The following is a 22697-nucleotide window of genomic DNA, read 5'->3' as shown; positions in this document are numbered from 1 at the left end:
AGGTTGAGCTTGATCTTTTTTTGTACGTAGCTCTAGGCGGCCTCACCTCGACTGCTCTATAGTCAAACGCATGATAGATCTCGTGTTGCTATGAACGTTTGCCATCTGGCGCATGTCACAAGGATGTGAAAGAATGTGCACCCCATTTTTTAGCTGGTCTGGCTGGGTCCAAGGATGATTGAACGTTTCGATTCTTCGCCGCTGATAGAGCTAATCGCTGAAGTGCGTTGGTCGGTTGATGCTGTCATGGATTCTGGCGTGCCTTTTTTCCAAGGCGCAAGCGCTGAGTCCTCGGAAGAGTTTTTTGTCCGACTTCATGCGAGGTTATCGTCTCTTGGCTATGGCGCTGCTGAGCGAATGACGCCTCCAGGCTTTCCTTTGATGAATCAGGTAGCCGCATTTCGATACAAGAAAAACTCATCTGACGCATCGTCAACTGACCATACAGCCTCTACGATATTTCAGGCGGGTGCCGGTCTTTTCTCGGTTCATGCAGTTCAACCATATAAAAGCTGGGATCAGTTCAGGCCGGTTGTACAAAAAGGGATCGAGGCTCTAATCGGCTCGAATCCTCCTGCAGCAGGTGAGTTTGATCTGGTGCTAAGGTACGTTGATGCTTTTAAGGATGACTTAACCGGAGGTCGACCTCTCAAAGAGTTCCTTTCTGAGGTTATGGGGATCAACGTTACCGTGCCTCGTGCCTTAACTGAGTTGTCGGCAGACGGTACATCAATCGTTCCGATGATCCACGTGGTGATTCCACTTGCTTTTGGTTCTTTTCAGATCCAGATTGCAGAGGGGGAGTTGCAAGGTGAAAAAGTTTTCCTTATGGAGAACACCGTTAGCATCGCAGCAAGCCATGTCGCGAATGTTGAGCAGATGCTCGCATCGCTGGACCAGGCTCGCGCAGTGCTTCACAAAAGTTTTATAGAATTGACGCAACCCATCCATGCCGCGATGGGTCTTTCGGAGGGTACATAAATGGCGACTCTAGCAGCTAGCTTTAGCCCCAAGTATCAGTCATTCAACACTTCTACTCGGACCTCGATTGATCCTTTGGATTTCGACTTTAAGGCCCTTGTACAGTGGATAGCATCCTGCAGCGCCGAGGCCTTTCGAAGCGTTCAGGATCTGATTGAGCATCTGAAAGGTAAATGCGTCGAATATTATTTCCGTCCGACTTACGGAATGTCTCCGCCATCCGCCACCTTGGGAATGGCCGAACTTCATGAAGCTTTGGCTAGAGAGGCCTACATCGGTGCTATTGGACGTGCTTTGCATGAACAAGCTGCCGGTCGTCTTCGTATCCTTGCTGCATCTGACTATGGCTGGGACGGACACGATGCAGAGCCTATGTCGGTCGATTCTTTGGCGTGTATGCAAGAGTTTTTTGAGAGGGCAGGACCATTCGCTGAAGACTTTGGGTTCTTCTTGGGTTATGAGGGAGAAATCCTGATTAGCTGGACCTCTAAGTCTGGTGAGTTGATGGACATGGCCTTCTTCGATGGTCGAGCTGAGCTGTCTAGCGATGGTGGAGAGCTTGCGTTTGCCATTGATGATCCTAAACTTTACGTGATGCTTTCTAGCAAGTATTAAGGCTTAGATCAGGTGAAAGTTTGAGCGAAGGGATTCTGCTGGACTTGGTGAGGTTAACTGCGGTTGATGAGGGCGAAACCGTGGCGCGTGCGCTTTATCCGCCGGAGTGGGACGAGGCTGTGCGCCGCGGTAGTCCTGGGTGTTTTAAGCGTAATAATACGTCCGTCACCCGTAACGGGCATATGAAATTTGACCAACTTCTGGCTCGCTTGAAGAGCGACGTCGAGCGTCCAGGATCTGGAGTTTTAATCCGGGCGATTGGTTTAATTACTGTGGGAAACATCAAAGAAATCGGCCGTGCTAATCCGAAGCCTGTTCATTTTGAGGTTTGGGAGAAGGCTACGGACGGTAATCCTGATCATGCAGAGATTTCTCCTTACGATTGCGCGGCACAAGCTCATCCTAATAAAACCGTGCCTAGAGGGCTGAGCAGCCAGCTTTCTAAGGCTTTGAGTCTAGTTTTAGTTACTCCGGATGGAGAAATAGAAGCTCTTAGTCCACCCGTCTTATGATCCTGAGGGATCCACCAGCGGCAGGCTTAAATCGTAAACATCCATCATGGATTCGTCTTTATGGCCAGATGCTTGTTGTTTGTCTGCCCTGTTGCCCACCGTATCGGTGATGCCCTTACGCTTGAAGTCGTGCATTCCAAACCTCTGCTCTTCAGTGAGCACCTTCTTCTCAATCGCCTGCACTATCAGCCGTTGAAAGGCTGTATCAAGCCCTGACTTCGACAACTGCCGGCCGGTTGCGGCAATGATCAGAAAGCGCTGGTCTGCTCGGATCGGCACTGGCACACGCTTTCGTTCCCACGTCTCTGATCGGACGGCCTTGGCCGCATCCCAGGCGGCACGCAGCCGAGGAGTCCACCGGACGATATTGTCCCGGCTACCTTTACGGCGATTGGTGAGGACCCCTTCGTTGAGTTCGTTCTCGTCGGTGAGTGTGATCGTCTCGATCCCGCGCAGGCGGCATAGGTATCCAATCTCCATCACATACCACAGGTAGGGCGAGCAGGCCCCCGGCTGGCCGCTCTTGAGCTGGCCTTGCTGTTTCGCGAAGCTGATCAAGTTGACCATGGCTGTGTCTTCGGGCAGTCGGCGCTGCTTGCGCTCTTTAGGCGACTCAATGCCCTTGGCCGGGTTGTCCTTCACAAAACCACGGTTACGGCCCCACTGCATCACTCTGCGCAGGTAGCGCAGCGAGTGGGCGGCTTTGGAGGGGGTGCCATCTTGGGCTATCCTGTCGATGATCCGCTGGACCAGCGCCGGCGTGAACTTGAGCACCGCCAGTTCGCCCAGCGGCTTGCCAAGCTTCGTCGGGAACGCCAGAAGCACGTCGCGGGAGTAGACATAGTCGTCGTGGGTTTTCTCGCTGAGGACCTTGTACTGGTCGCTCTTGTGGAACTCATCACAGAGGTATTGCAGGCTGTCGCGGTCTACACCGTTACGCTCTTCGATGAGGCGGTGAAGCTCTGAAAGCGTCACGTTACCCGCGCAAAGGTTCTGACGCTGTCGCCGCCCGGCCTCATTGAAATATAGGATGTACCAGCACCCGGCGCCCCTATGGTCGAAATACACCGAGCGCGGCAAAGCCGCCTGGTCAATGTGCCTTGGGATGTTTGGATTGTGTTGGCGCTTTCGACCGCGTTTCATACGATGTCCGCACTGTAGCTATCGGTATCCACGGGTTTTAGCCCGCCCGCCTGGTTGATCAAATCCACTGTAGTCCAGGGCCCCTTTCGTCCACTAAAAATTCGAATGCCTTGGGAGCGCAACGCTTTTTCAACGTCTGCCCGGCGGCTATATCCGGTTACGCGTTGTAAGTCTTCAAACTCTAGTACACGGGCTGCGCTCATGCTGCCTCCACGGTTATTGGCTCCCAGGCCGATTCGCACAGCCCGTAGGCGCTGGAGCAGGCGGACGCGTCAGTAGCAATCAGTAGGTCGTATTGGATGCCGCCTCGGGCTGTCTTGGACCATTCAACGGCCTGGCGAATGCTTGCAATCTCCATGACTTCAATGGCAGTCATGTCCGCGATCGTGCCTTTCGGATGCTTGGCATTTGATCCGGCAAAGAACGTGGCAGCACCGCGCTTGCTGGCCTGCTGGACAGTTCGCTCCCAGCGATCGATACGGTCAATCGCTTCAGGGAATCGAAGGGCAATTTCGCGTAATTCATCCTTGCGGCAGTTGATGCAGGGCATGCAGCCGACGCGCCCCATGCCCTGGGAATAAAGCGGATTCGGTTTGATACCCATGTAGCGGTGAGCCTCGAACACTGCTGGAATATCCCACTTTAAGATCGGCCGGTAGTTAAATAGGCCGCCGCCCACTTCGTCACACTCGGGCAAATATCGCCTGTTAAGCGATTCTTCAGCGCGTACACCTTGCCAGCTCAGGGTCATGTCGCCGGCATCCATCAAAGGCATGACTACTTGTTCAAACATAGGGTCGCGTTTCAGCTCCATGGTGCAGAACTGGGCTTTGCGGCTAGGGAACCGGCCTTTCCAAATGCACAGGTCTAGGAACGGGTTACCGGTTGGCTGCAGCACGTCCAACGCTGCCAGCACTACCTCCTCTGCTATGCCTTGCGCCCGCCATTTCGATTCGATGAATCGGCGCTTGCCTTCAATACGCTGGGTGAAATCAGCACGCACGCGAGTTATTTTCGTGCGTGTAGCTTGTTCCAGGTAATCCAGGTACTCGTGGGTCTGTTGGTGCTCGTTGCCGGTGTCCGCGAAGACGGCCTGCAGGTTGGGTGCTTCTAAGGCAATTGCGACCAGTAGCGTCGCCGTGCTGTCTTTGCCGCCGCTTAGGCTGATGATGTTGTGCGTAGTCATTGATGCACCTCTTCCTGTTACATCCGAAACGATTGATGAGCGCGCGATGGCGGTAACTTCTGCTGGGTGGTTCGTGCGCCGTCGGACTGAGTTTCACAAACGAATCTGTGTCGTTTCCGGTTGGGCGCAGTCAGCGCCTTGGTCAGATCTTGCAGGACCTCAATGCATTGTTCGTAGGCATGAGGCCCCTTCCAGCTATCAGCCTTCACCACCTGGCAATCTGTACGGGTCGCGTCCGTGCACAGGTACAGCAGAAGGAAAACGGTCATACGCCAACCTCCTGCTGGCCCACACTCAGCGCAATCGCCACCGGCTGCACCCAAACCGAAATGTTGCTGAGCATGAACGTCTCTCCTGCCTCGGAAAGCAGCAGCGTCATGCCGAACACATCCGCCATTGCCCGTGCAGCTGCGCGTGGTACGGCGTTGCCAATCCGCTCCCGGTGCTGGCCGTCGTTGATTCCGTCCAGACGGAAGACTCCCGCCTGTTCAATCTTGCGAACGCGCTGCATGCGCTCGATCTCATGGGCGGTCTGTGGATCTGGTGACCAGTGATCTTCCGGGTCGAATAGTGATTGCAGCGCGGCCAACTCCAACGTGGTGAACGGCCGGTGCCAGGTCCCGTCGAGGCTGGTGATCATGCAGGTCAGTCGATCGTTGTGCGCCGGCATGCGCTGATCGGCAACTGACCAGCGGCCGTTATCGTGGCAAGCACTGGCAGATACGGCGCCGGCCGGTGCGCTGTATTCGACCACGCCGTAATGCCCGCCAGTCAGGTACGCATCGCCTTTGCTGCGCGACATTCCTGGGCGAGGATCTGCGATCGATAACGCGCCGCTGGCAACCTGTTGCGAGCCAGTCACGGTCTTGGCGCTCTCGCACCAGGGCGTGATCCGCAACTTTTGCGTGCTGGCATTCGGGTGCCATGTTTTATAGGCGGGATCTGCCACGGCGAAAGCGCCTTGCCCGGTGGTGCTGCCGGCGATGACGGTGCCGGCCGGCTTGCTGTAGTCGGTGACCAGGTACTTGCCGAAACCCTTGGACGGTTGCCGAGGGTCGGCCGCGGCCTGCCCGCCAGAGCTCGGCCCGTGTCCTGCAGTGACAGTGCCGGCGGTTTGGTCATTGCGTACCACGCGGAACACATTATTGTGGCGCTCGCCGGTCATGCGCGGGTCAGCAACGCTGAACGTCCCTTGCCCCGGGCTGCGCTGACCGGTTACGACACCGCAGTGGCGGTCATAGGGCAGTACGCCGAATTGGGTGTACTCGAATTTGTTGGTGGGTCGGGGATCTGCCACGGAAAACTTGCCGTTCATTGGGCGGCTCGCACCTGCAACCACCCCGGCTGTATCGTCCCAATCGACAACCCCGAGTACGCCGTTGTGGTAATCAGGCACGATCACAAAGTCGCGCAGGTGCCCGTCCTCGATCGCAAACCGGCTCAAGCTGCGCCAATCCTTCCCGGCCTCGACCAAGGCCAGGCGTACCCATGTTTTCCACTGCAACGCCGGCACGCGGTGCATCGGCCCAGCCTGATCTATATCGCCTGCCAGGGGCATGCGGCTCAGCACGTCACCGACGGCACGCAGGCTGCGTTTCTCTGGTTCGTACAGGAACGCCGGTACCTTCTCGACGTGCCTGGCCACCAGCAAGAAGCGCTTACGGCTCTGGGCTAACCCGCCAATTTCGCCACAGTCGTGGGTGGTTTCAGCCACCGCGTAGCCGTAGTGCCTTAGTAGCTTGGTGATCTGGTCCAGCAAGTACCGGCCACGAGTGGCCAAGCGCGGTACGTTTTCGAACACGATCAGCGACACCGGGTTGTGCTTCCAGGCTTCGCACATCAGCCATACGCAACGCAACGTCAGCTCATTGAGCGCCCGGTATTTGGGCGTCTGGCTCATGGTCTCGGACAAAAGGCCCGAGGCACCCTTGCAGGGACTGCTGATGAACACTGCATCCGGGTCTTCGTTGCCGGCAGCGCGGCGCAGATCCTCGGCGGTGGCTTCCTTCCAGCCGGCGGGAGGCTGCTGGCCGTGGAACGCCGTGAATTGCTCGCGTGTGAACAAGTCCATCAGCGTGCCAGGTACGCCGGTCATCATTTGGAAATCGCGTAACCCGGCGGGGTCGACGTCGACGCCGCCGAGGCAGCGCCATTCAGCTTGCACAGGTCCCAGGACCGGTTTGGAGTCGCTGAAACCAGCAGCGCCGCTGCCGAGGCCGCAGCAAAGATGGAAGTGGGTGAGGGTGCGCTTAAGCATGGGAGGCCTCCCGCGCGGCAAAGGAGCAATTTCCCAAAACGTGCATATACCCCACGACAGGCTGCGCGGGCGGGCGTCCCGAAGCGGTAAGCGTTGCATCACTGACCGCTGCCCCGCGCAGCTTTTCGTGGGGTATACGTGCCTCGGCAGTGGCGCTGGAAGGAGCAATAATGCCTGCTGCTGCGCAGCAGAGACTGTTTGTTTCTGACGTGTCGACACCACTGGTGCTGCGGAGCAAAGCGGGCAGGGCGCAGGTGTTTTCCTGTTGGTTCTTCATGCCGCTTTCCTCCGATGTTCGACAGCGAGTTGGTCCATCAGGCGCTGGTGGTAGGTGAGTCGGGCTTCTGCGGCAGGCCATGGACGGATGATTTCGGCCATAGGTTGTATGCTGACCAAACAATCCCAGATAGCCGGATCGGTTGGCATGAGGTCGCGACGTTCGGTGGCGAGCGCAATCAAGTCGGCCTGGTGAACGCAAGCAGGAAGTTCTGCAGCGATGTCGAAGCGCTGGCACACGCGTTGCCATACCCAGTCTTCGAAGTCTTGGTATGCATGTATCCACTGCTTAAGTGGCTTGGTCATGTCGCCCAGGTACGCCTCTGGCGCGTCGTGGAGTAAGGCGGCGAGCTTGTGTTCTTCCGGCACCAGCTCGGCGACTATGCAACTGTGTTGCGCCACGCTGTAGAACTCGCGGGTATGCCCGTTGAAGCGGCAGAGGTGTGCTAGTGAGTGGGCGATGTCCCGGGGATCGATCATGTCGGCGTCAGGCTCGAACAGATCAAAACGTTTGCCGGTGTGGGTGAGGATCCAGTTCATGCGGCCTCCTTCACGAGATCTGCCAGCAACAGGGCATTGTCAGCTGCCTTATGCAACTCGCGCAGGGCGTCGTAACCGATCAGCGCTTTCAACTGCCGGTCGAACTCTTTGTTATGGCGAGTCACTGCGCTCAGTTCCTTCATGGCCTTGGTGTACTGCTGTTGCAGTGTTCCGGCGGCCTGGGGCGTCAGACGCAGCACTGGGATTGGGTGGCTCATGCTGGATCCTCCTGGTGAAAGGAATCCAACTCGGCAGCCATGCTCAAAGCGTGGTCACGCAAAACGAGTGCTTGAGTGGCGTGGCTTTCCGATTTGATCGCTTGAAAGAAATCGGCGGCGAGTTTGAGTTTTCCCGCGATGGCCGTCAGGATCTGACGGTCCTGGGGTTCCCTGATCAAAATCAGTTCCAGGCGTGCGCATCGGCGCGTGGCCTTTTCAAGAGCGGTAGCACTCGACGACTCGCCCTCTTCAATGCCCTCGATGTAGCCATTAGTGTGGCCATCGTCGTAACCTTCGCTCCAGCCATCCTTCAGTCCGCCTCGATACCCGACCCAGTACAGAATGGCGAGTGCGATTACGAAGCTGATCAGGGCGAAAATTTCAAATGCTGTCATTTGGTTTGCTCCTTGGGTTGTATACCGCTTGGCTGGTGGTGCAGCGGTTGCGGTGGTGCAACTGTTATCGACGTGTGTCGGTCAAAAAGTCATCGCTCGTCTGGCTGGGGTTGAGTGTTTGTCAGCTCCTCGTCCGCAGCATCTGCCTGTGTATCAATGAAGATGGCCAGATGGCGGATGTCGATAAAGCGTGGGCGCTTGGCGCTGGTATCCAGAGTGGTGATGGGTAGCGCTACACGGCCGCTTGTCAGTGCACGAGTGAAGTTGTCCTGGTTGAGATTGCTGAAGTAGCGTTCACGTACCTGTTCGACGGGTACGAGCAGATCCCCGAGCGTTCGGTACAACAGGTCAACGGTCTGACTTCTGGGCGCTATCGGCAGGCGCAGTTCGCGCTGTACGGAGGCCGTCATGCTGCATTCGCCTTATCTACTTGCGCCTTGAGCGTGCCGAGCGTCAGCTTTCCAGATTTACGTTGCGTCGGTTCTTTAGTGCGGGGTTGGTGGCTCGCTCGAATGTCTCGGTTGATGGCTGCCAGTGCTGTACGTGCCGTGCTGGCAAACGCTACGAAACGCGGTAGTGGTGAGGTACTGTCTAGCGGTTCGAGAACGGCACCCAGTTCAACGCCTTCAATGCCATTGCCAAGGCGCAGCATGGCTCGAGCACGGTAGTTGGGGCCGAGATCGATCACGAGTTGGTCGAGAGCGGCCGCCAGTTGAAGGTGCTCGATTTGCAGCGGTGCGCCGGTGATGGTGAGGGAAACGTCGGCGGCAGCTGCGGCCAGGGTGAGGTTGGCAAGAATTTTCTCAGCCGTACGACGTTCTTCAGGCAGGTTCAGTAGTTCGATCAGTAGGGTGTCAATCAGTTTGCGGTCCATGTGTGTTCCCTCGGGGGTGGTTCCAGGCGATCTCAACGTGGGTACGTACCAGAGCGCGTAGGTGCTCCGGTACTTCTGCCAGCGCGGCGACGCGTTCCTCGCGGGTTCGCATCGCCGTGATCTGGCGGGCGTACTGGCGCGGCCATGCTTCGGGCTGTCTCATTACGCGACTTCTCGCGGATCAGGCACGGCGGGTGGGGCTGGGCGCTCAATACCGATCTGCCTGGCCAGCCAGGAAATGCCAACATCGGTCACGCGCGTAGTGCGCTTGTATTGCATGCCATGCTTCTCGTGAAACCAGCGACTTTCACGGGTGACCAAAAAGTCTTTGGTCAGGGCAGGGTTGGTTGGAAGGTTGCGTTGATCCAGCAGGCCTTTGTCGCGCATGCGTTTCATCAACTCGCGGTGCCCCAGGCCCAGGCGTTCGGCTACGCGTTTGAGGGATAGGCTCATGGCGGCACCTCATGCAGCGGCTGCGAGGCTATTGCGGTAGCCCTGCAGGAATTGGTTGAGGTAATCAGCCAGGATTGCGTGGGCACGCTGGTTGTCGGCGGGCAGGGTGAACAAGTAGCCGGCGTCGTCGAGTTCGAGCGTGGCGATATAACCGCCACGTGGGTTGCGCTGGATCTGAAGTGACGGCTCTAGTTCGTCGGCTATAAGGTGGTAGATGCCGCGCCCACGTCGGATAGCCAGACGTAGGGTGGCCTCTATGTCGCTGACAGCTTCATGCTCATCTACGTCGGGCACACCGGTAGGGCTGCGGCCATTGGCGATACCTTCAATAAAGCTCGCAACGCGCGTGGCGTTGTTTTTGCGGTGCTTATCAAGGGTGACGGAATTGAGCGTCCCGCAGATCTGCACCAAGACCGTGATGCCGGCATTGCACTGATCGATCTCGACCCGAGCCGCTACGGATTGGCAGCCATCACACGAATGCAGGGTGTGATTGAACGTGCCGCTAAGGTTTACCTGGGCCTGTAGACGGATGTAGGCGCTGGCATTGAGAGATAGTCTACTCATGCTGCACGCCCTCCATCGTCTGGATTGAAGGGGGCAGGAGTTGGGCTGGTGGTTGATTTGCGTTTAGTGGGGGCGAAGGCGCAGCCGTGGATTATGGCTAGGCGGCGCACCTCGAAAACGCGGCTTTCTGGGCACGTTGGTAGGACGTGCAAGGTTGCGGTTTGCATGGGAATTGCCTCGCTCTGTGGTAGGAGAGTGAGGCAATTAAAGTTCTCTTAACTTTTCAAGTCAAGCTTGCTTATGTATTTTGTTAAGAGAGCTAGAATTATAGAGATCCGGCGTGCCATACCGCCCGTCCGATGATGAGTAGATGGCCAATGCTTGTATCGGTAGCGCTCTCATCGGGATAAGCGCGCTTGTCCTCGTTGTCGCTGCGAATTATCCAACCGTTGGTGAGTGTGTGGACTAAGCGCTTGATGCTGATGTCTCCGTCTGGGCGCTGAATTGCATAAATTCTGCCGTTCAACGGCTCCCGCTGGCCTTCGTCAATCAGCAGCACATCATCGTCAGCAATGGTCGGGAACATGCTCATTCCTGTGCTGTAGATGACCTTGAGGTTCTTTTCCTTCAAGCCCATTCGGGTTAGCCAGTCCCTCCTAAACATTAGGCCGCCGAGGTCTTCTATGTGGTGGTTTGTGTGACCCGGGCCTGCACCCGCCTTGGCGGTGAATTGGGGAATCAGCACATGGCCCTCCTCGAGGGCACCGGCGTCATATTTGTCCCCTATGCCTTCGGCAAGCCACTGTGCTGAGAACCCGGTAGCGCGTGCGAATAGGAAAAGATTTTCAGCTTTGAGGCTCCCGTCTCCCTGGGCTAACTGGCTAATTCTGGCAGCACTCAGGTTGGACTCTATGGCCAAGACGCTGGCTTTCTTTCCGCACTTGGAAATGGCGTATGCGATTCTTTCTGCTGGAGTATTCATTAAGCTAGCTTAAGGCTTACTTTGTTTGGAGTCCTTCATTTGCTTGCCAAATAAGTTAAGTGTACTTACTGTATTGGGCAGGCAAACAGGAGAGCACCATGCTCACGACAGAAGTAATCGCCTTCTTCGGAGGGAAATCTAAAGTGGCTGCGGCTCTGAAAGTCTCCCCCGCTGCAGTATCGCAATGGGGTACTGAGCCGCCGCAGTCACGCCAATACCAGGTTCAAGTGCTTACAGATGGAAAGCTCCGGGCGACAGTTAAAGCGTCAACCCAGCAAGCCGCTTGAATGAAGTAAAGGGCAGAGCGGCGCGGAGCAAACCAATACCACGCGCCGTTCTACCACCCCCCTAGGGCACGGATGCCTTGGGTTGCCTGCTAACCCACCACGGTCTGCAGGCTGTAACGACAGGGCACATGCGGAGCGTGCGCCTTGCCATTGGGGTGCAGCCGGGTTTTCTACCACAGAGCAACCGGCTGCATGCGACCACCTGTGAGTGACCACGGCGCAACTGTACCAAACAGGCATGCGGCGGTCACTGGCAGAGTTTTTGGAGTTTTGCCATGAACCGTAAACAGTTCAATTCCATTGAGCGCGCACGGCGTTCGCTGTTGACTCTACCGCAAGCTTTGCTCCACGCCGCACGTGATTATCCGGGTGGCGCCACTGCCATTGCCGCTATCGACGGCGGCAACGCCACCACGCTCAATCATAAGCTGAGCCTGACCAACACCAGCCACACGCCTAACATTGGCGATCTTGAATTGGTGCTGGATGCCACGCGCGATCCGCGCATCGTAGACGCGTTGCTGCATCCCATCGGTTGGGTGGGAATCGACGTTTCCGAGTTGAGCGACACCGACACGGCGCAGTCGCTAATGGCAGGCATTGGCGAGTTGCTTTCTCGTGAGGGGGAGTTAGCCACGCATGTATCGACCTCATTGTCCGATGACAAATTGGACGATGACGAACTGGCTGAGTTTGAACTGCTGGCCGAGCGGATGGTGCAAGCGGTGTTCAAGTTGCGCGCAGTGCTCCGCAAGATGCATGCGGAGGATCCGCACTATGTCTGACAACGCAGATGTGGCTGATAACGTCATTGCTCTCAATCTCGCAGTGGCCATGGCCGCCCGACCTATTGCCAATCCAGGTCAATGTGCGCTCGAGTGCGTGGACTGCGGGGATGTCATCCTAGAGGCTCGACGATTGGCAATGCTTGATCGCGGCTGTACGCGCTGCACTGACTGCCAGGAGCTAGCAGACCGGCGTGGGGTACGGGCATGACCAATCACGAACTACTCGATGATGTGTTGGCCCAGTTGCAGGACTACGGGCTTAAACCAGAAACCCCATTGGTGATTGGTAAGCGAACGCGTTGCGAGTGCGACGGTGACAAGGCCCCGGAGAAAACGGGTTGGTATGTGATCTATGAGCATCTGACGGGGGATGGAAAAACACTGTATTGCGGCGCGTTTGGCGATTGGCGTCAGGGTGAAAAAGGCAGCTGGCAGAAGATCAAGCCTAAGGGCGGGCGGCTAAGCGCTGAAGATCGAGCAGTGATGCGCGCCAGGGCCGAGGAGGGTCAGCGCAAGGCCGCCTTGGCTGAGCACCGAAAGCACCGCACTGCCGCCCGGCGCGCTGCTGGTATGTGGAAACACCTATCTGAAAAGGGTGGTTCGCGTTACTTGGATACCAAGCGGGTAGTCGGTATTGGTCTGCGTTACAAGGCGAAGAGCGGTACTGCTTTCGTGCCGATGCGCAATGTGAAAGGCGATATTGTCGGGCTACAAGTGTTGTACCCGGAAAAGCAGGCTGCTACGGGTCGGAACAAAACCTACTGGCCGTACGGTTTGGCGAAGGAAGGCGCATTTCACCTGATCGGCCCAGAGCCCGAACCGGGCGATGTGATTTTGATCGCTGAGGGATACGCGACCGGCGCCAGCCTGCATATGGCAACCTCACTGACGGTGTGCATTTGCTTTGATGCCGGCAACCTGCTGCCGGTGGCACAAGCCATGCGCACAAAGTATCCCGGCCGGCAGCTGGTGTTTTGCGCAGATGATGATTGGAAGACTGTAGTGAATGGGCACCCGTATAACGCGGGGGTAATCAAGGCTGGCAATGCGTCGGTTGTGGTCGGTGGGCAGGTGGTTATGCCGGTATTCGACAACGACCGGGAAGACGGCTGGACGGACTTTAACGACTTGCACTGTGCTGAGGGCATGGACACGGTGCGTCGCCAGGTGTTGGCGGTGGTTCGACCCTCTACCGATGAGGGGTGGCGTGAGAAGCTGCAGTACTCTGAAAAAGGAGGATTGATCGTACACCCGTTCAATGTGGCATTGATTCTGGGTAATGATAAACGCTGGGTCGGAGTAATCGCCTGGGATTCGTTCAGTTCGAAGACGCGCAAGCTGCGTACACCTCCGTATGGCGGGGGAAAGGGGGACTGGACCGATCTTGACGACATCCGGGTAGCACTGTGGCTTGCTGATGTTTACGGGCTACGGGTGAAAACTGCCCACGTTGTTGAGGCTGTAAGTGCGGTGGCGAATGACAACGCCTACCACCCGGTGCGTGAGTATCTAGAAAGCCTTGAGTGGGATGGCGTGCGACGCCTTGAGCGTTGGTTGCAGGATCGGCTGGGTGTTATGGATAGTTCGTACACCCGCAAGGTGGGCAAACGCTGGCTGATTTCTGCGGTGGCACGCGTGTGTCGGCCTGGCTGCAAGGCTGACTCAATGTTGATTTTGGAAGGCTCGCAGGGCGAGGGGAAATCCACCGCTGCGCGGGTATTGGGCGGCGAGTGGTTCATGGATACGTCATTTGATCTGAGCAGCAAAGACGCCTATCAGGCGATCCGGGGCAAGTGGATTGTGGAGATGGCCGAGCTGGACTCACTGAACAAGGCAGAGTCGACCAAGGCCAAGCAGTTCGTCTCATCGCCCATCGACACCTACCGCGAGAGCTATGGCCGGCGGATGCTGGATGTTCCCCGGCAGAGCGTTTTTATCGGCACGACCAACCAGGATGAGTACCTGAAGGACGATACGGGCAACCGCCGTTACTGGCCGGTGATGTGTACCAAAGTGGATCTTGAGGGCTTGCGAGCCGACCGTGATCAACTCTGGGCCGAAGCGTTAGCCTGTTTTCGCGCGGGTGACATATGGTGGGTGGAGCGCGATGAGGCTGATGTTTTTGCCGCTGAGCAGGATCAGCGTTATCAGGCCGATATGTGGGAAGACCTTGTGGTCGGCTACCTGGCCGACAAGCATATTGGCGATACGGTGACAGGCGCGCACTTGCTTGAGCATGCGCTTAACATCGATCCAAGCCACTGGGGTAGACCCGAGCAAATGCGCATCGGCAAGATTATGCATCGGATGAATTGGCCCCGGCGGCGCAAGGGTAACTGTGTGCGTGGTGTGCGCAGCTATGAGTATGTGAAACCGCCGGAGTGGAAGCGAGGGTCGGCGGTGCCCAGACAGGAGACTGCATTTTGATCCCTGAAATGGATGAGATGTTGAAGCTTTGGGCGCTCGATATGCACGGTGGCGGCGGCCCTGACGGATCTGCCAGCAGCATGTTGGGTCAGTTGATCGATTGCCGGGGGGAATTGATTCGTGGCTCACGCGGCGGTTCAAAAATGCTGTTGCCATGGAGTGCAGACATTGAGGTGATCGTAAACAAACATCTGTCCTGGCATCTGGCCCAAGTGGTGCAGGAGCATTACCTGAACCGTGAAAGCGTGGAACGCCAGAAATGGGCGCACTGCGGGTGTGGTCGGACGCAGTTCTATGCGCGCTTGCACTCGGCACATCTGGAGATCGCAGGCATGCTGCTTGAGCGCGTAGCCTGATGGCGCGGCGCGTCCCTGTACGGCCTGCTAGTGTTTTGGCAAGTGGGCCATCTGCGCGCCGCGTGTTAATTGATGATGGCCCACCGTCCCACCTTTTTTGCATCTTTCCCCCATGCCACATACGCGCGCGCGTACGCGCAGCGTTTATTAATTCTCCCTTTACATGGAGAAAGTAATAAATAGTAGGACGGAGGGGCACCGCTTTGATTTATCGGTGTTTCAGACGTCGCGCCTGTCTTGTGATCAGTGGGACAAGAGGGTCCATGCCTGCGGCGCTAGAGCCAGTTACGTTATATGTCCGTTGATTGCCGGTGTATTGCCGTTGATTGCCGGGTGGCAGCGCCGAGCTCTTGCTGCCACCGGACTGGAGGGGTATAAATCAGTCATGTTCAAAGAGGTACGCAAACAGCGATCTCACCAAAAACCCGGCCTTTGCGCCGGGTTTTTTCATTTCTCCTCAGACGTACTACTTCGTACAGATAATTTTTCCTTTGGAGCTGAGAAATGGAACGAGATCAGAAGCTGTTGGTGAAAATCTTAGACGTCTGCATCAAGGACTTCGATGACTGGAAGCTCAATTTATCGGCGAAGGATATTCGCAGCAAATTCTCCAGCGCCGAGTGTGTCCATTGGTCCGGTGTAGTCGTGGATGGCCATATCGAGCTGCTTGTAGATTTGGGTTGTATCAATGTTGAAGGTGAAGCTCCGGATATACGTATCCAGCGCGTCACCAATGCGGGATATAACTATCTCGACAGAAGCAGAAGGTTGAGTTCGCGTAGCAGTGAACTCCCCATCCACTAGACAACAACGCTTTTGAGCCCTGCCTAGCGCAGGGCTTTTTCGTTTACGGAGTAGGCCAATGACGAACGAACAGCAAGCGCTGGCAGAAATGCCGATCTGGTTAGTGATCGTCCTGGCCCTGGTGGGCGGCGTGTCGGGCGAGATGTGGCGAGCGGACAAGGAGGGTGCCCGGGGTTGGGCATTGATACGGCGGCTGGCCCTTCGTTCCGGCGCCTGCGTGGTGTGCGGGGTATCGGCGATCATGCTGCTGTACGCGGCGGGCATGTCGATCTGGACATCCGGCGCACTGGGATGCCTCACCGCAATGGCAGGGGCAGACGTTGCCATCGGGCTGTACGAGCGCTGGACTGCCAAGCGCCTGGGCCTGCAGGAAGCAGAAGCCAAGGGTGAGGCCGGACCTTAAACATCCAGGGGCAATGAACATGATGCGACTTGAGATGCGTGACAACATCGACAAGATCGTCAGGGAGATGCGTGGGCTCAGCAAGTCGAAGGTGCCGATAGCCGCTGCCAAAGCGCTGACCTTCACCGCCGAGCGCGTCCAGGCAGCTGAGAAGGCCGAGCTTGAGCGAGTCTTCGATAGGCCCACACGGTGGACGCTTAACTCGGTCTTCAAGCGCAGTGCCACGACCAGCCGCCTGTTTGCCCGGGTGTGGGTCAAGGACGAAGCCAGCTCAGGTGTGCCCGCGTCCAAGTACCTGCCGGTGCATATTGACGGTGGCAACCGACCACACAAGCGATTTGAGAAAGCGCTGATCCACTACGGCTTGATGCCAGCGGACATGTACGCCGTCCCTGGTCGGCGCGCTAGGATGGATGGCAACGGCAACATCAGTCGCGGCCAGATCGTACAGATCCTGTCCGCACTCGGAGCAGCTGAGCGGGTGTCGGGCTTCATGGCCAACCGCACTCAGCGCAGCCGGCGCCGTAACCGCAACGCACCGGACTATTTCGTGGGTCGACCTGGCAACGGCACCGGCCCTTTGGGTATCTGGCAGCGGATCGGTAACGGGGCACGGCCCATCCTGATCTTCGTCAAGCGCCCGACGTATCGGCGGCGTTTTGACTTCTACGGGGTAGCCAATCGCGTCGCCGAGGCCGAGTTCGAGCCGCTGTTCCGGCGTGCCCTGGCACGGGAGATGGAGCGAGGCTGACCTCTTGTCGGCTTCGTGCATTTCTCCTCAAAAAATGGCGATTTTTCAATGATTTGTCGGGGTTTTGGCTTGACAGGTCGACCTTCGACCCAAAATCAATGGGTCCTTCCAGGCAGCGGGGCCATCGGGGTAATTCGAACCCCGACTTTTTTGCAGATTCAACCCGACATGGGGGGTTCCGCTTCCCTCCCAGCAACAGGACCAGACCATGCCAACCCAACATGAAATCGCCGAGCACCTGGACATGAGCGAGCGAAATGCCCGCGACGTGCTCAAGGGTCTGACTCTGGATTGGCAAACGGCAAGCATGGACGAGATCCGAACGGCCTACATCCGCGATTTGCGCGCGAAAGCCGCTGGGCGCGGGGGCAGCCAACTTGAGGAGCTCAACAGAGCGCGGATCGATGACCTGCAGCAGAAGTCAGCCAACGGTCGCCTGCTGTACCACGAAAAACTGCGTTCATTGATTCCCGCTGGCGAGGCCGATCGAGTGCTCATCGCCTGGGCCAGTTTCGCAAACCGGGAATACCTGGGCGGCCTTGAACGCATCATTCAGGAAATCGAGAACGTGCAGAAAGTCACGGTTGATCGATCAGTGGTGGCCAAAATTGCTGGACCTACAACCGAGCGAATTGCAGGCTACGCGCGAAAACTTGGCGAGAGGCTTGTTGGCAGCAGCGGGGGAATTCAACCCCCCGCGTGACATCCCGACCGCGCACTACCTGAGCTCCGAGTTTTACCTGCCGGCTGAAAGCGGCGTGCTGCACGGCCTCTACGATTTCCACTACACACCTTACTTCCTCGGCGTTGCCGCTGCCCTGGATGATCCCCGGGTGAGTGAGGTCGACCTGATGAAGGCGGCGCAGATCGGCTGGACATGGTTCTTGATCGGCTACCTGTTCAAGTTCATCCATCACCTGCCGCGCCCGATCATGATCCTGTTCGCCAAGGAAAAAGACGGCAAAAACTTCCACGATGAAAAGCTCAAGTTCGGTGTGACGGCGAACACCGAAGTCGCCAAGCTGATGCCGGTCGACGTCAGCCGCACCTCGGGCAACCGATGGGACCACAAAACCTTCCCGGGCGGGTTCCTAAAACTGGTAGCGTCGAACTCACCCGGCAACGTTAAGTCCACGTCGTCGGTGGGTTTGTCGGTGGTGGAAGAACCGGACGACACGAGCGACGACGTGAAGGGGCAGGGTGATGCGATCGCCCTACTGGAGGAGCGCGGCAAGCGCTACCCCGGCTCCAAGATGCTGGTGGGCGGTACGCCCGCGATCAAGGGTGCGAGCAAGACCGAAGCGCGCCTGGCCCAGACCGATTGCCGGGTGTTGCCGATCATATGTCACGCGTGCGACAAGTCGCATGTGCTGGATTTCGCCCATATCAAGTGGCTCGACATTGAAGAGGACGCCCAGCCACACGAGATCTACGGCCGTGCGGATCCTGAGACCGCCGGCTACGGTTGCCCGCACTGTGGCGAGATTTGGGACGACTACCAGCGCAAAGAGAACATCCGCAATACGGTGTTCAACGCGATTGACGCGGGCGACCCTTATTGCGGTTGGGTGCCCACCAAACCCTTTGCCGGTCGTGCCGGATTCATTGAGCTGAACGAACTATACGCGTGCCTGCCCGGTACCAGCCTGGCCGACATCGTGCGGGAGAAACTCAACGCCGAACACCAGGCGTCGATTGGCAATCTGTCGTTGCTGATCAAGTTCGTGAACCAGAAACAGGGCCGTGCCTACGAGTACAAATCCGACCTGCCTGAGGCCGATAAACTGGCTGAGCGAGCGGAGGACTACCCGGAAATGTTTGTGCCCATGGGGGGCCTGGTGATCACCGCCGGGGTCGACGTGCAGCACGATCGTCTGGCGGTGGTGATGCGGGCCTGGGGCCGAGGCGAGGAATCCTGGCTCATCTACTGGGGCGAGATCTACGGCGAGGTGGTGCTCCCTGACCAAGGCGTCTGGCTGGATCTGGAAAAGTTGCTGTTTGCGCCGATTTCACACGCCTGCGGCGCCAAGCTGAGAGTACTGGCTACTTCGCTGGATACCTCGGACGGCACCATCACTCAAGACGCGGCGTATGCGTTTTGCCGTAAGCATCAGCGCAATGGTGTGATGGCGATCAAGGGCGCGAGCGAGCGCGGCAACACACGCGACGATGAGCGTCGGGAGATCTTCAGCGCACCTCGGCAGGGCGTCGATACGGACAAAGAGCAAAAGGCCTCGAAGTACGGCCTGCGCCCTTACATCGTCGGCACCTCACGGGCCAAGGATCTTTGGATTGAGGGCCGTCTGCCATTGACCGGTGATGGTCCTGGTCGGATGCACTTTTACAAAACGGTGCGCCCGGATTATTTCCGGCAGATCACCGCCGAAGTGAAGGCGCCCAGCCGGCGACACCATTACCGCAAGGTCTGGCAGAAAAAGGCCGGCCAACCCAACGAAGGTACCGACTGCGAGACGTACGCGTTGCACGCGGCCCGCTCTCTGAAAACGCACTTGATGCGGGAGCAAGACTGGGCAGGGCTTGATGCGCAGATCCGTCAGGGTGCCTTATTTGACCCACCCGAGCAGGATCAATCTGAGGCAGAACCCGCTCCCGAAACGGACGGGATCAGTCCGGCCCCCGAACCACCAGTCGAACCACCCAATCTCCCGCCCTCTGGCGGGAGAGTTGTTTCTGGGCGCCGTAGTGCAATGCGCGTGCTCTCCCAACGCAGGAATTAATCAATGGCTATCACCCTGGAACAAGCGCAGGGCCAGCTGCAAGCCTGGCTCGATGCGAGCATGAAGGTCAGCCAAAAGCAGAGCTACCGCATCGGCACCCGGCAATTGGAATACGCCGACCTTGCCGAAATCACCAAGACGATCGACTACTGGCAACAGCAAGTTGATCGCCTGGAAAGTGGCCGTCCCCGGGGGATCGTGCTGCGTGGGATTACGCCGCGATGAGCCGCGCACCGAAAGTGCCAGAGCCGACGCTACTAGATAAAGCCATCAACTGGCTCAGCCCCGAGCGCGGCGCCAAGCGCATGCACGCCCGGTTGACCATGACCGCCTTGGGTGGTTACAGCGGCGCGTCGAAGTCCAAGCGCACGTTGAGCGCCTGGACCCCGACGGCAGGCAGTGCGGCAGCAGATCTGCTGCCCGACTTGCCCACGCTTCGCGAACGCTGCCGAGACCTTGAACGCAACAACCCCATCGGTGGTGGTGCGATCAATACGGTGACGACTAAAACGGTCGGCACCGGCCTGGCGCTTAAGTCAGTGGTCAATCGCTCGATTTTGGGCTGGGGCGAAGACCAGGCCAGGGAGTGGCAGCGCAAAACCGAATCGCTGTTCAAGTCCTGGGCGGAAACCACCAGCTGCGACATCACCCGCGAGCAGAATTTCTATGGCCTGCAGGACCTGACCTGGCGGTCGGTGCTGAGCAGCGGTGACGTCTTTACGTTGCTCACGCACAAAGAACAACCCGGCCAGCACTACTCGGCGTGCATCCAGCTGATTGAGGCTGACCGGGTTTGTAACCCTAGCAACAAGGCCGACACGGAAGCCCTCACCGCCGGCATTGAACGTGACGCTGATGGGGCGCCAATCAAGGCTCACATTTTGCGCAGCCACCCGGGGGCGCTGGGCGTTAAAGAGCGCGTCTGGGATGACCGCCCGTTCTTCAACGAGCGCGGCGGTCGGGTGCTGCTGCATGTGTACCGGCGTCGTAGGGTGGGCCAGCCACGCGGTGTGCCGTACTTGGCGCCGGTGATCGAGAAGCTCAAGCAGTTGGACCGTTATACCGATGCCGAGCTGGAAGCGGCGGTAGTGTCTGCGTTCTTCGCCGTGTTCATCAAGCCGGGGCAGGGCGGCAATCTGAGCCCTCTGGCATCGGCCGTCACCGGCAACACCCCGGTGGGTGGCGATAAACCCGCCGGGCGCGACCAGGGCGGTTGGGACGGCTCACTCAGTGGCGGCATTGTCGCCGAGCTGGACGACGGTGCGTCGATCGATACCGCATCACCTGGCCGCCCGAACATGGCGTTCGATCCGTTCGTGCTCGCCATGCTCCGGCAGATCGGCATGGCCCTGGAGCTGCCCTATGAGGTGTTGATTAAGCACTTTACCGCCAGTTACACCGCCGCGCGTGCTGCGGTGATGGAGGCTTGGCAATTCGTTCGCGGTTGCCGTGACTTCCTGGGCCAGCATTTCTGCCAGCCCGTGTACGAGCATTGGCTTGAAGAGGCCGTGGCACAGGGAGACATCGAGGCTCCCGGGTTTTTCGACCACCCGTTGCTGCGTTATGCGTACAGCGGGTCGCTATGGGTGGGTGATGGTCCTGGCACCGTTGATCCGCTCAAAGACATCAATGCCGCCGAAAAGCGCATCGATATTGGCGTCAGCACCCTCGCCAAGGAATCCATGCTTTACGACGGCAGCGACTGGGAAGAGAACCACGAACAGCGTGCGCTTGAAGTGAAGCGTAGGCGCGATGACGGCCTATCCGTCTCACCAACGGCTCGCCCCGAGGATGAGCCTGCGGCTAATCCTGATCTTCCTGAACGGACCTAACTATGAGCGACAACCCAACCGATGCACCTCCCGTGCACCGGGTGACGGCGTTCGACCTGGTATCACGCGAGCCCTGGGCCATCACCCCGGACATGCTGCAGACCATCACCGCCATCGCCCGCCGGGAGCATGAAGGCCCGGAAGCCTTGGAGGCTAGGCAGGGCAAACCCCTACAGAACAGCCGCGCGGTGACCCAACGCGGCAATGTGGCGTTGCTGCCCGTCACCGGCCCGGTGTTCCGCTACGCCAACTTGTTTACGGCGCTGTCCGGTGCGACGTCGCTGGATGTGCTGGCCAAGGAGTTCACCACAGCCGTCGACGATCCGCGCACCGACACCATCATCCTGGTGATGGACACGCCGGGCGGGATTGCCAGCGGCATCGCTGAATTCGGCCAGATGATCCGCGCCTCGCCCAAGCGGGTGGTTGCGTATGTGTCCGGTAATGCGGCCAGTGCCGGCTACTGGATAGCCGCAGCAGCACACGAAATCGTCATGAGCCGCACCGGCGCCGTGGGCTCCATCGGCACGGTGCTGACGGTGCGCAAAAGCGACGACGACGGCAGTTTCGAGATCGTCAGCAGCCAGAGCCCGAAAAAACGGCCTGACTTCGGCACCGAGTCAGGCCGAGCGGTGGCCCAGGCCCATGTCGACCGGCTGACTGACATCTTTGTCGAGGACGTCGCCAATTACCGTGGCCTCAGTGTTGAAACCGTTTTGGCCGACTTCGGCCAGGGCGATATGCGCATTGGCTCCGATGCCGTGGCATTGGGCATGGCCGACCGTGAATCCACCCTTGAACAACTCATCGCCGAGTTCAACAGCAGTTCTTCTGGAGAAAGACCTATGTCTACTACCACCAACAGTAACGCACCCGTTCCAACTGCAGACAAACCCGTCATTAACCGTGAATACCTGGCCGCGAATCATGCCGAGCTGCTCGCCAGCCTGGAACATGACGCGCACGCCGCTGGTGCCGCCGCCGGTGCCCGCGCCGAATGCGAACGCATCCAGGCGGTGGAAGCCGCCGCGCTGCCCGGACACGAAGAGTTGATCGCCACGCTCAAGTTCGATGGCAAAACCAGCGGCGCCGAAGCGGCGGCGCAGGTTATCGGCGCCGAAAAAACCAAACGTGCCGGTGCTCTGGCCGACATTCGTGCCCAGGCACCTGCGCCGGTGCCCAACGCGCTGACGCCACCGGCAGCCCCTGAGGCTGTGAAGGAGGATCCAGAGGCGCCGCTGGAGGAACGGGCCAAGGCTACCTGGGACGGTGACAAGGAGCTGCGCGCCGAGTTTGGCACCTTCGAGGCTTATCACGGCTACCGCAAGGCAACCGAGCGGGGCCTGGTCAAGGTCCTGAAAAAGTAAGTACC

General features: G+C 58.3%; 29 protein-coding genes. 15 read left to right on the top strand and 14 right to left on the bottom strand.

The window, feature by feature from the left end; translation table 11 throughout:
* Positions 1-174: 174 nt before the first annotated feature.
* The 3 genes from M2397_RS24040 to M2397_RS24030 are packed head-to-tail and all read left to right on the top strand — an operon-like array spanning position 175 to position 2108.
* Entirely contained in the window at positions 175-981 is an 807-nt protein-coding gene (locus tag M2397_RS24040; protein ID WP_259244589.1) for a TIGR04255 family protein, read from the top strand.
* Entirely contained in the window at positions 982-1596 is a 615-nt protein-coding gene (locus M2397_RS24035; protein ID WP_259244587.1) for a hypothetical protein, read from the top strand.
* A gap of 20 nt (positions 1597-1616) precedes the next feature.
* Positions 1617-2108 (top strand): hypothetical protein, encoded by a 492-nt coding sequence (locus M2397_RS24030; protein ID WP_259244586.1) that lies wholly within the window; start codon positions 1617-1619, stop codon positions 2106-2108.
* Here M2397_RS24030 and xerC read toward each other — a convergent pair.
* From xerC to M2397_RS23960, 14 genes are all read right to left on the bottom strand, one after another.
* A complete protein-coding gene (gene xerC / locus M2397_RS24025) occupies positions 2103-3251 on the bottom strand; it encodes a tyrosine recombinase XerC (protein WP_259244583.1) in 1149 nt (382 codons plus the stop codon). The two genes, M2397_RS24030 and xerC, sit on opposite strands and share 6 nt — an antisense overlap.
* Positions 3248-3454 (bottom strand): DUF4224 domain-containing protein, encoded by a 207-nt coding sequence (locus tag M2397_RS24020; protein WP_259244581.1) that lies wholly within the window; start codon positions 3452-3454, stop codon positions 3248-3250. The genes xerC and M2397_RS24020 overlap by 4 nt, the downstream gene beginning before the upstream one ends.
* Positions 3451-4437, bottom strand: coding sequence for a phosphoadenosine phosphosulfate reductase family protein (locus M2397_RS24015; RefSeq protein WP_259244579.1), 987 nt, complete (start codon positions 4435-4437; stop codon positions 3451-3453). The genes M2397_RS24020 and M2397_RS24015 overlap by 4 nt, the downstream gene beginning before the upstream one ends.
* Before the next feature lie 17 nt (positions 4438-4454).
* Positions 4455-4706, bottom strand: a complete 252-nt coding sequence (locus M2397_RS24010; RefSeq protein ID WP_259244578.1) for a hypothetical protein — start codon at positions 4704-4706, stop codon at positions 4455-4457.
* On the bottom strand, positions 4703-6694 hold the full coding sequence (locus M2397_RS24005) for a DNA cytosine methyltransferase (RefSeq protein WP_259244576.1): 1992 nt from the start codon (positions 6692-6694) through the stop codon (positions 4703-4705). The genes M2397_RS24010 and M2397_RS24005 overlap by 4 nt, the downstream gene beginning before the upstream one ends.
* Positions 6687-6971 (bottom strand): hypothetical protein, encoded by a 285-nt coding sequence (locus M2397_RS24000; protein WP_259244574.1) that lies wholly within the window; start codon positions 6969-6971, stop codon positions 6687-6689. The genes M2397_RS24005 and M2397_RS24000 overlap by 8 nt, the downstream gene beginning before the upstream one ends.
* On the bottom strand, positions 6968-7510 hold the full coding sequence (locus tag M2397_RS23995; RefSeq protein ID WP_259244572.1) for a phosphohydrolase: 543 nt from the start codon (positions 7508-7510) through the stop codon (positions 6968-6970). Before M2397_RS23995 ends, M2397_RS24000 begins: the two co-directional genes overlap by 4 nt.
* The gene (locus M2397_RS23990; protein ID WP_259244570.1) at positions 7507-7728 is read right to left on the bottom strand and encodes a hypothetical protein; all 222 of its coding nucleotides are present in this window, start codon (positions 7726-7728) and stop codon (positions 7507-7509) included. The genes M2397_RS23995 and M2397_RS23990 overlap by 4 nt, the downstream gene beginning before the upstream one ends.
* A complete protein-coding gene (locus tag M2397_RS23985) occupies positions 7725-8123 on the bottom strand; it encodes a hypothetical protein (protein ID WP_259244569.1) in 399 nt (132 codons plus the stop codon). The genes M2397_RS23990 and M2397_RS23985 overlap by 4 nt, the downstream gene beginning before the upstream one ends.
* Before the next feature lie 89 nt (positions 8124-8212).
* On the bottom strand, positions 8213-8533 hold the full coding sequence (locus M2397_RS23980) for a pyocin activator PrtN family protein (RefSeq protein ID WP_184744335.1): 321 nt from the start codon (positions 8531-8533) through the stop codon (positions 8213-8215).
* On the bottom strand, positions 8530-8997 hold the full coding sequence (locus M2397_RS23975) for a hypothetical protein (RefSeq protein ID WP_259244568.1): 468 nt from the start codon (positions 8995-8997) through the stop codon (positions 8530-8532). The genes M2397_RS23980 and M2397_RS23975 overlap by 4 nt, the downstream gene beginning before the upstream one ends.
* A 162-nt stretch (positions 8998-9159) precedes the next feature.
* Positions 9160-9450, bottom strand: a complete 291-nt coding sequence (locus tag M2397_RS23970; RefSeq protein ID WP_259244567.1) for a phage antirepressor KilAC domain-containing protein — start codon at positions 9448-9450, stop codon at positions 9160-9162.
* Between the two features lie 9 nt (positions 9451-9459).
* Positions 9460-10017, bottom strand: a complete 558-nt coding sequence (locus M2397_RS23965; protein ID WP_259244566.1) for a hypothetical protein — start codon at positions 10015-10017, stop codon at positions 9460-9462.
* A 265-nt stretch (positions 10018-10282) separates the two neighbouring features.
* Entirely contained in the window at positions 10283-10939 is a 657-nt protein-coding gene (locus M2397_RS23960) for a LexA family transcriptional regulator (protein WP_259244565.1), read from the bottom strand.
* A 98-nt stretch (positions 10940-11037) separates the two neighbouring features.
* On the opposite strand from M2397_RS23960, the gene M2397_RS23955 reads away from it, so the two are divergent.
* From M2397_RS23955 to M2397_RS23900, 12 genes are all read left to right on the top strand, one after another.
* Positions 11038-11226 carry a Cro/CI family transcriptional regulator gene (locus M2397_RS23955; RefSeq protein WP_083221312.1) on the top strand — a complete coding sequence of 63 codons (189 nt, stop codon included), beginning with the start codon at positions 11038-11040 and terminating at the stop codon, positions 11224-11226.
* Positions 11227-11501: 275 nt separating this feature from the next.
* A complete protein-coding gene (locus tag M2397_RS23950) occupies positions 11502-12011 on the top strand; it encodes a phage regulatory CII family protein (RefSeq protein WP_259244564.1) in 510 nt (169 codons plus the stop codon).
* Positions 12012-12218: 207 nt separating this feature from the next.
* Entirely contained in the window at positions 12219-14441 is a 2223-nt protein-coding gene (locus M2397_RS23945; protein WP_259244563.1) for a VapE domain-containing protein, read from the top strand.
* Entirely contained in the window at positions 14438-14797 is a 360-nt protein-coding gene (locus tag M2397_RS23940) for a hypothetical protein (RefSeq protein WP_259244561.1), read from the top strand. Before M2397_RS23945 ends, M2397_RS23940 begins: the two co-directional genes overlap by 4 nt.
* Before the next feature lie 504 nt (positions 14798-15301).
* The gene (locus tag M2397_RS23935) at positions 15302-15601 is read left to right on the top strand and encodes a hypothetical protein (RefSeq protein ID WP_259244560.1); all 300 of its coding nucleotides are present in this window, start codon (positions 15302-15304) and stop codon (positions 15599-15601) included.
* 58 nt (positions 15602-15659) lie between these two features.
* Complete coding sequence (locus M2397_RS23930) at positions 15660-16004, top strand: phage holin family protein (protein WP_053130823.1); 345 nt, start codon at positions 15660-15662, stop codon at positions 16002-16004.
* Positions 16005-16023: 19 nt separating this feature from the next.
* A complete protein-coding gene (locus M2397_RS23925) occupies positions 16024-16755 on the top strand; it encodes a hypothetical protein (RefSeq protein ID WP_146476225.1) in 732 nt (243 codons plus the stop codon).
* Positions 16756-16963: 208 nt separating this feature from the next.
* Positions 16964-17458 (top strand): hypothetical protein, encoded by a 495-nt coding sequence (locus tag M2397_RS23920; protein WP_259244557.1) that lies wholly within the window; start codon positions 16964-16966, stop codon positions 17456-17458.
* Positions 17421-19493, top strand: a complete 2073-nt coding sequence (locus M2397_RS23915) for a phage terminase large subunit family protein (RefSeq protein ID WP_259244556.1) — start codon at positions 17421-17423, stop codon at positions 19491-19493. Before M2397_RS23920 ends, M2397_RS23915 begins: the two co-directional genes overlap by 38 nt.
* Before the next feature lie 3 nt (positions 19494-19496).
* Positions 19497-19718, top strand: coding sequence for a DUF6148 family protein (locus M2397_RS23910; RefSeq protein ID WP_065899722.1), 222 nt, complete (start codon positions 19497-19499; stop codon positions 19716-19718).
* Positions 19715-21325 (top strand): phage portal protein, encoded by a 1611-nt coding sequence (locus tag M2397_RS23905; protein WP_259244555.1) that lies wholly within the window; start codon positions 19715-19717, stop codon positions 21323-21325. The genes M2397_RS23910 and M2397_RS23905 overlap by 4 nt, the downstream gene beginning before the upstream one ends.
* A 2-nt stretch (positions 21326-21327) precedes the next feature.
* Positions 21328-22692 (top strand): S49 family peptidase, encoded by a 1365-nt coding sequence (locus tag M2397_RS23900; RefSeq protein ID WP_259244554.1) that lies wholly within the window; start codon positions 21328-21330, stop codon positions 22690-22692.
* The last annotated feature ends 5 nt before the right edge of the window (positions 22693-22697 follow it).

The sequence above is a fragment of the Pseudomonas sp. BIGb0381 genome, assembly GCF_024809815.1.
GTDB lineage: Bacteria > Pseudomonadota > Gammaproteobacteria > Pseudomonadales > Pseudomonadaceae > Aquipseudomonas.
The sequence above is the reverse complement of the archived record's forward strand: the minus strand, read 5'-3'. Positions and strand labels throughout refer to the sequence as shown.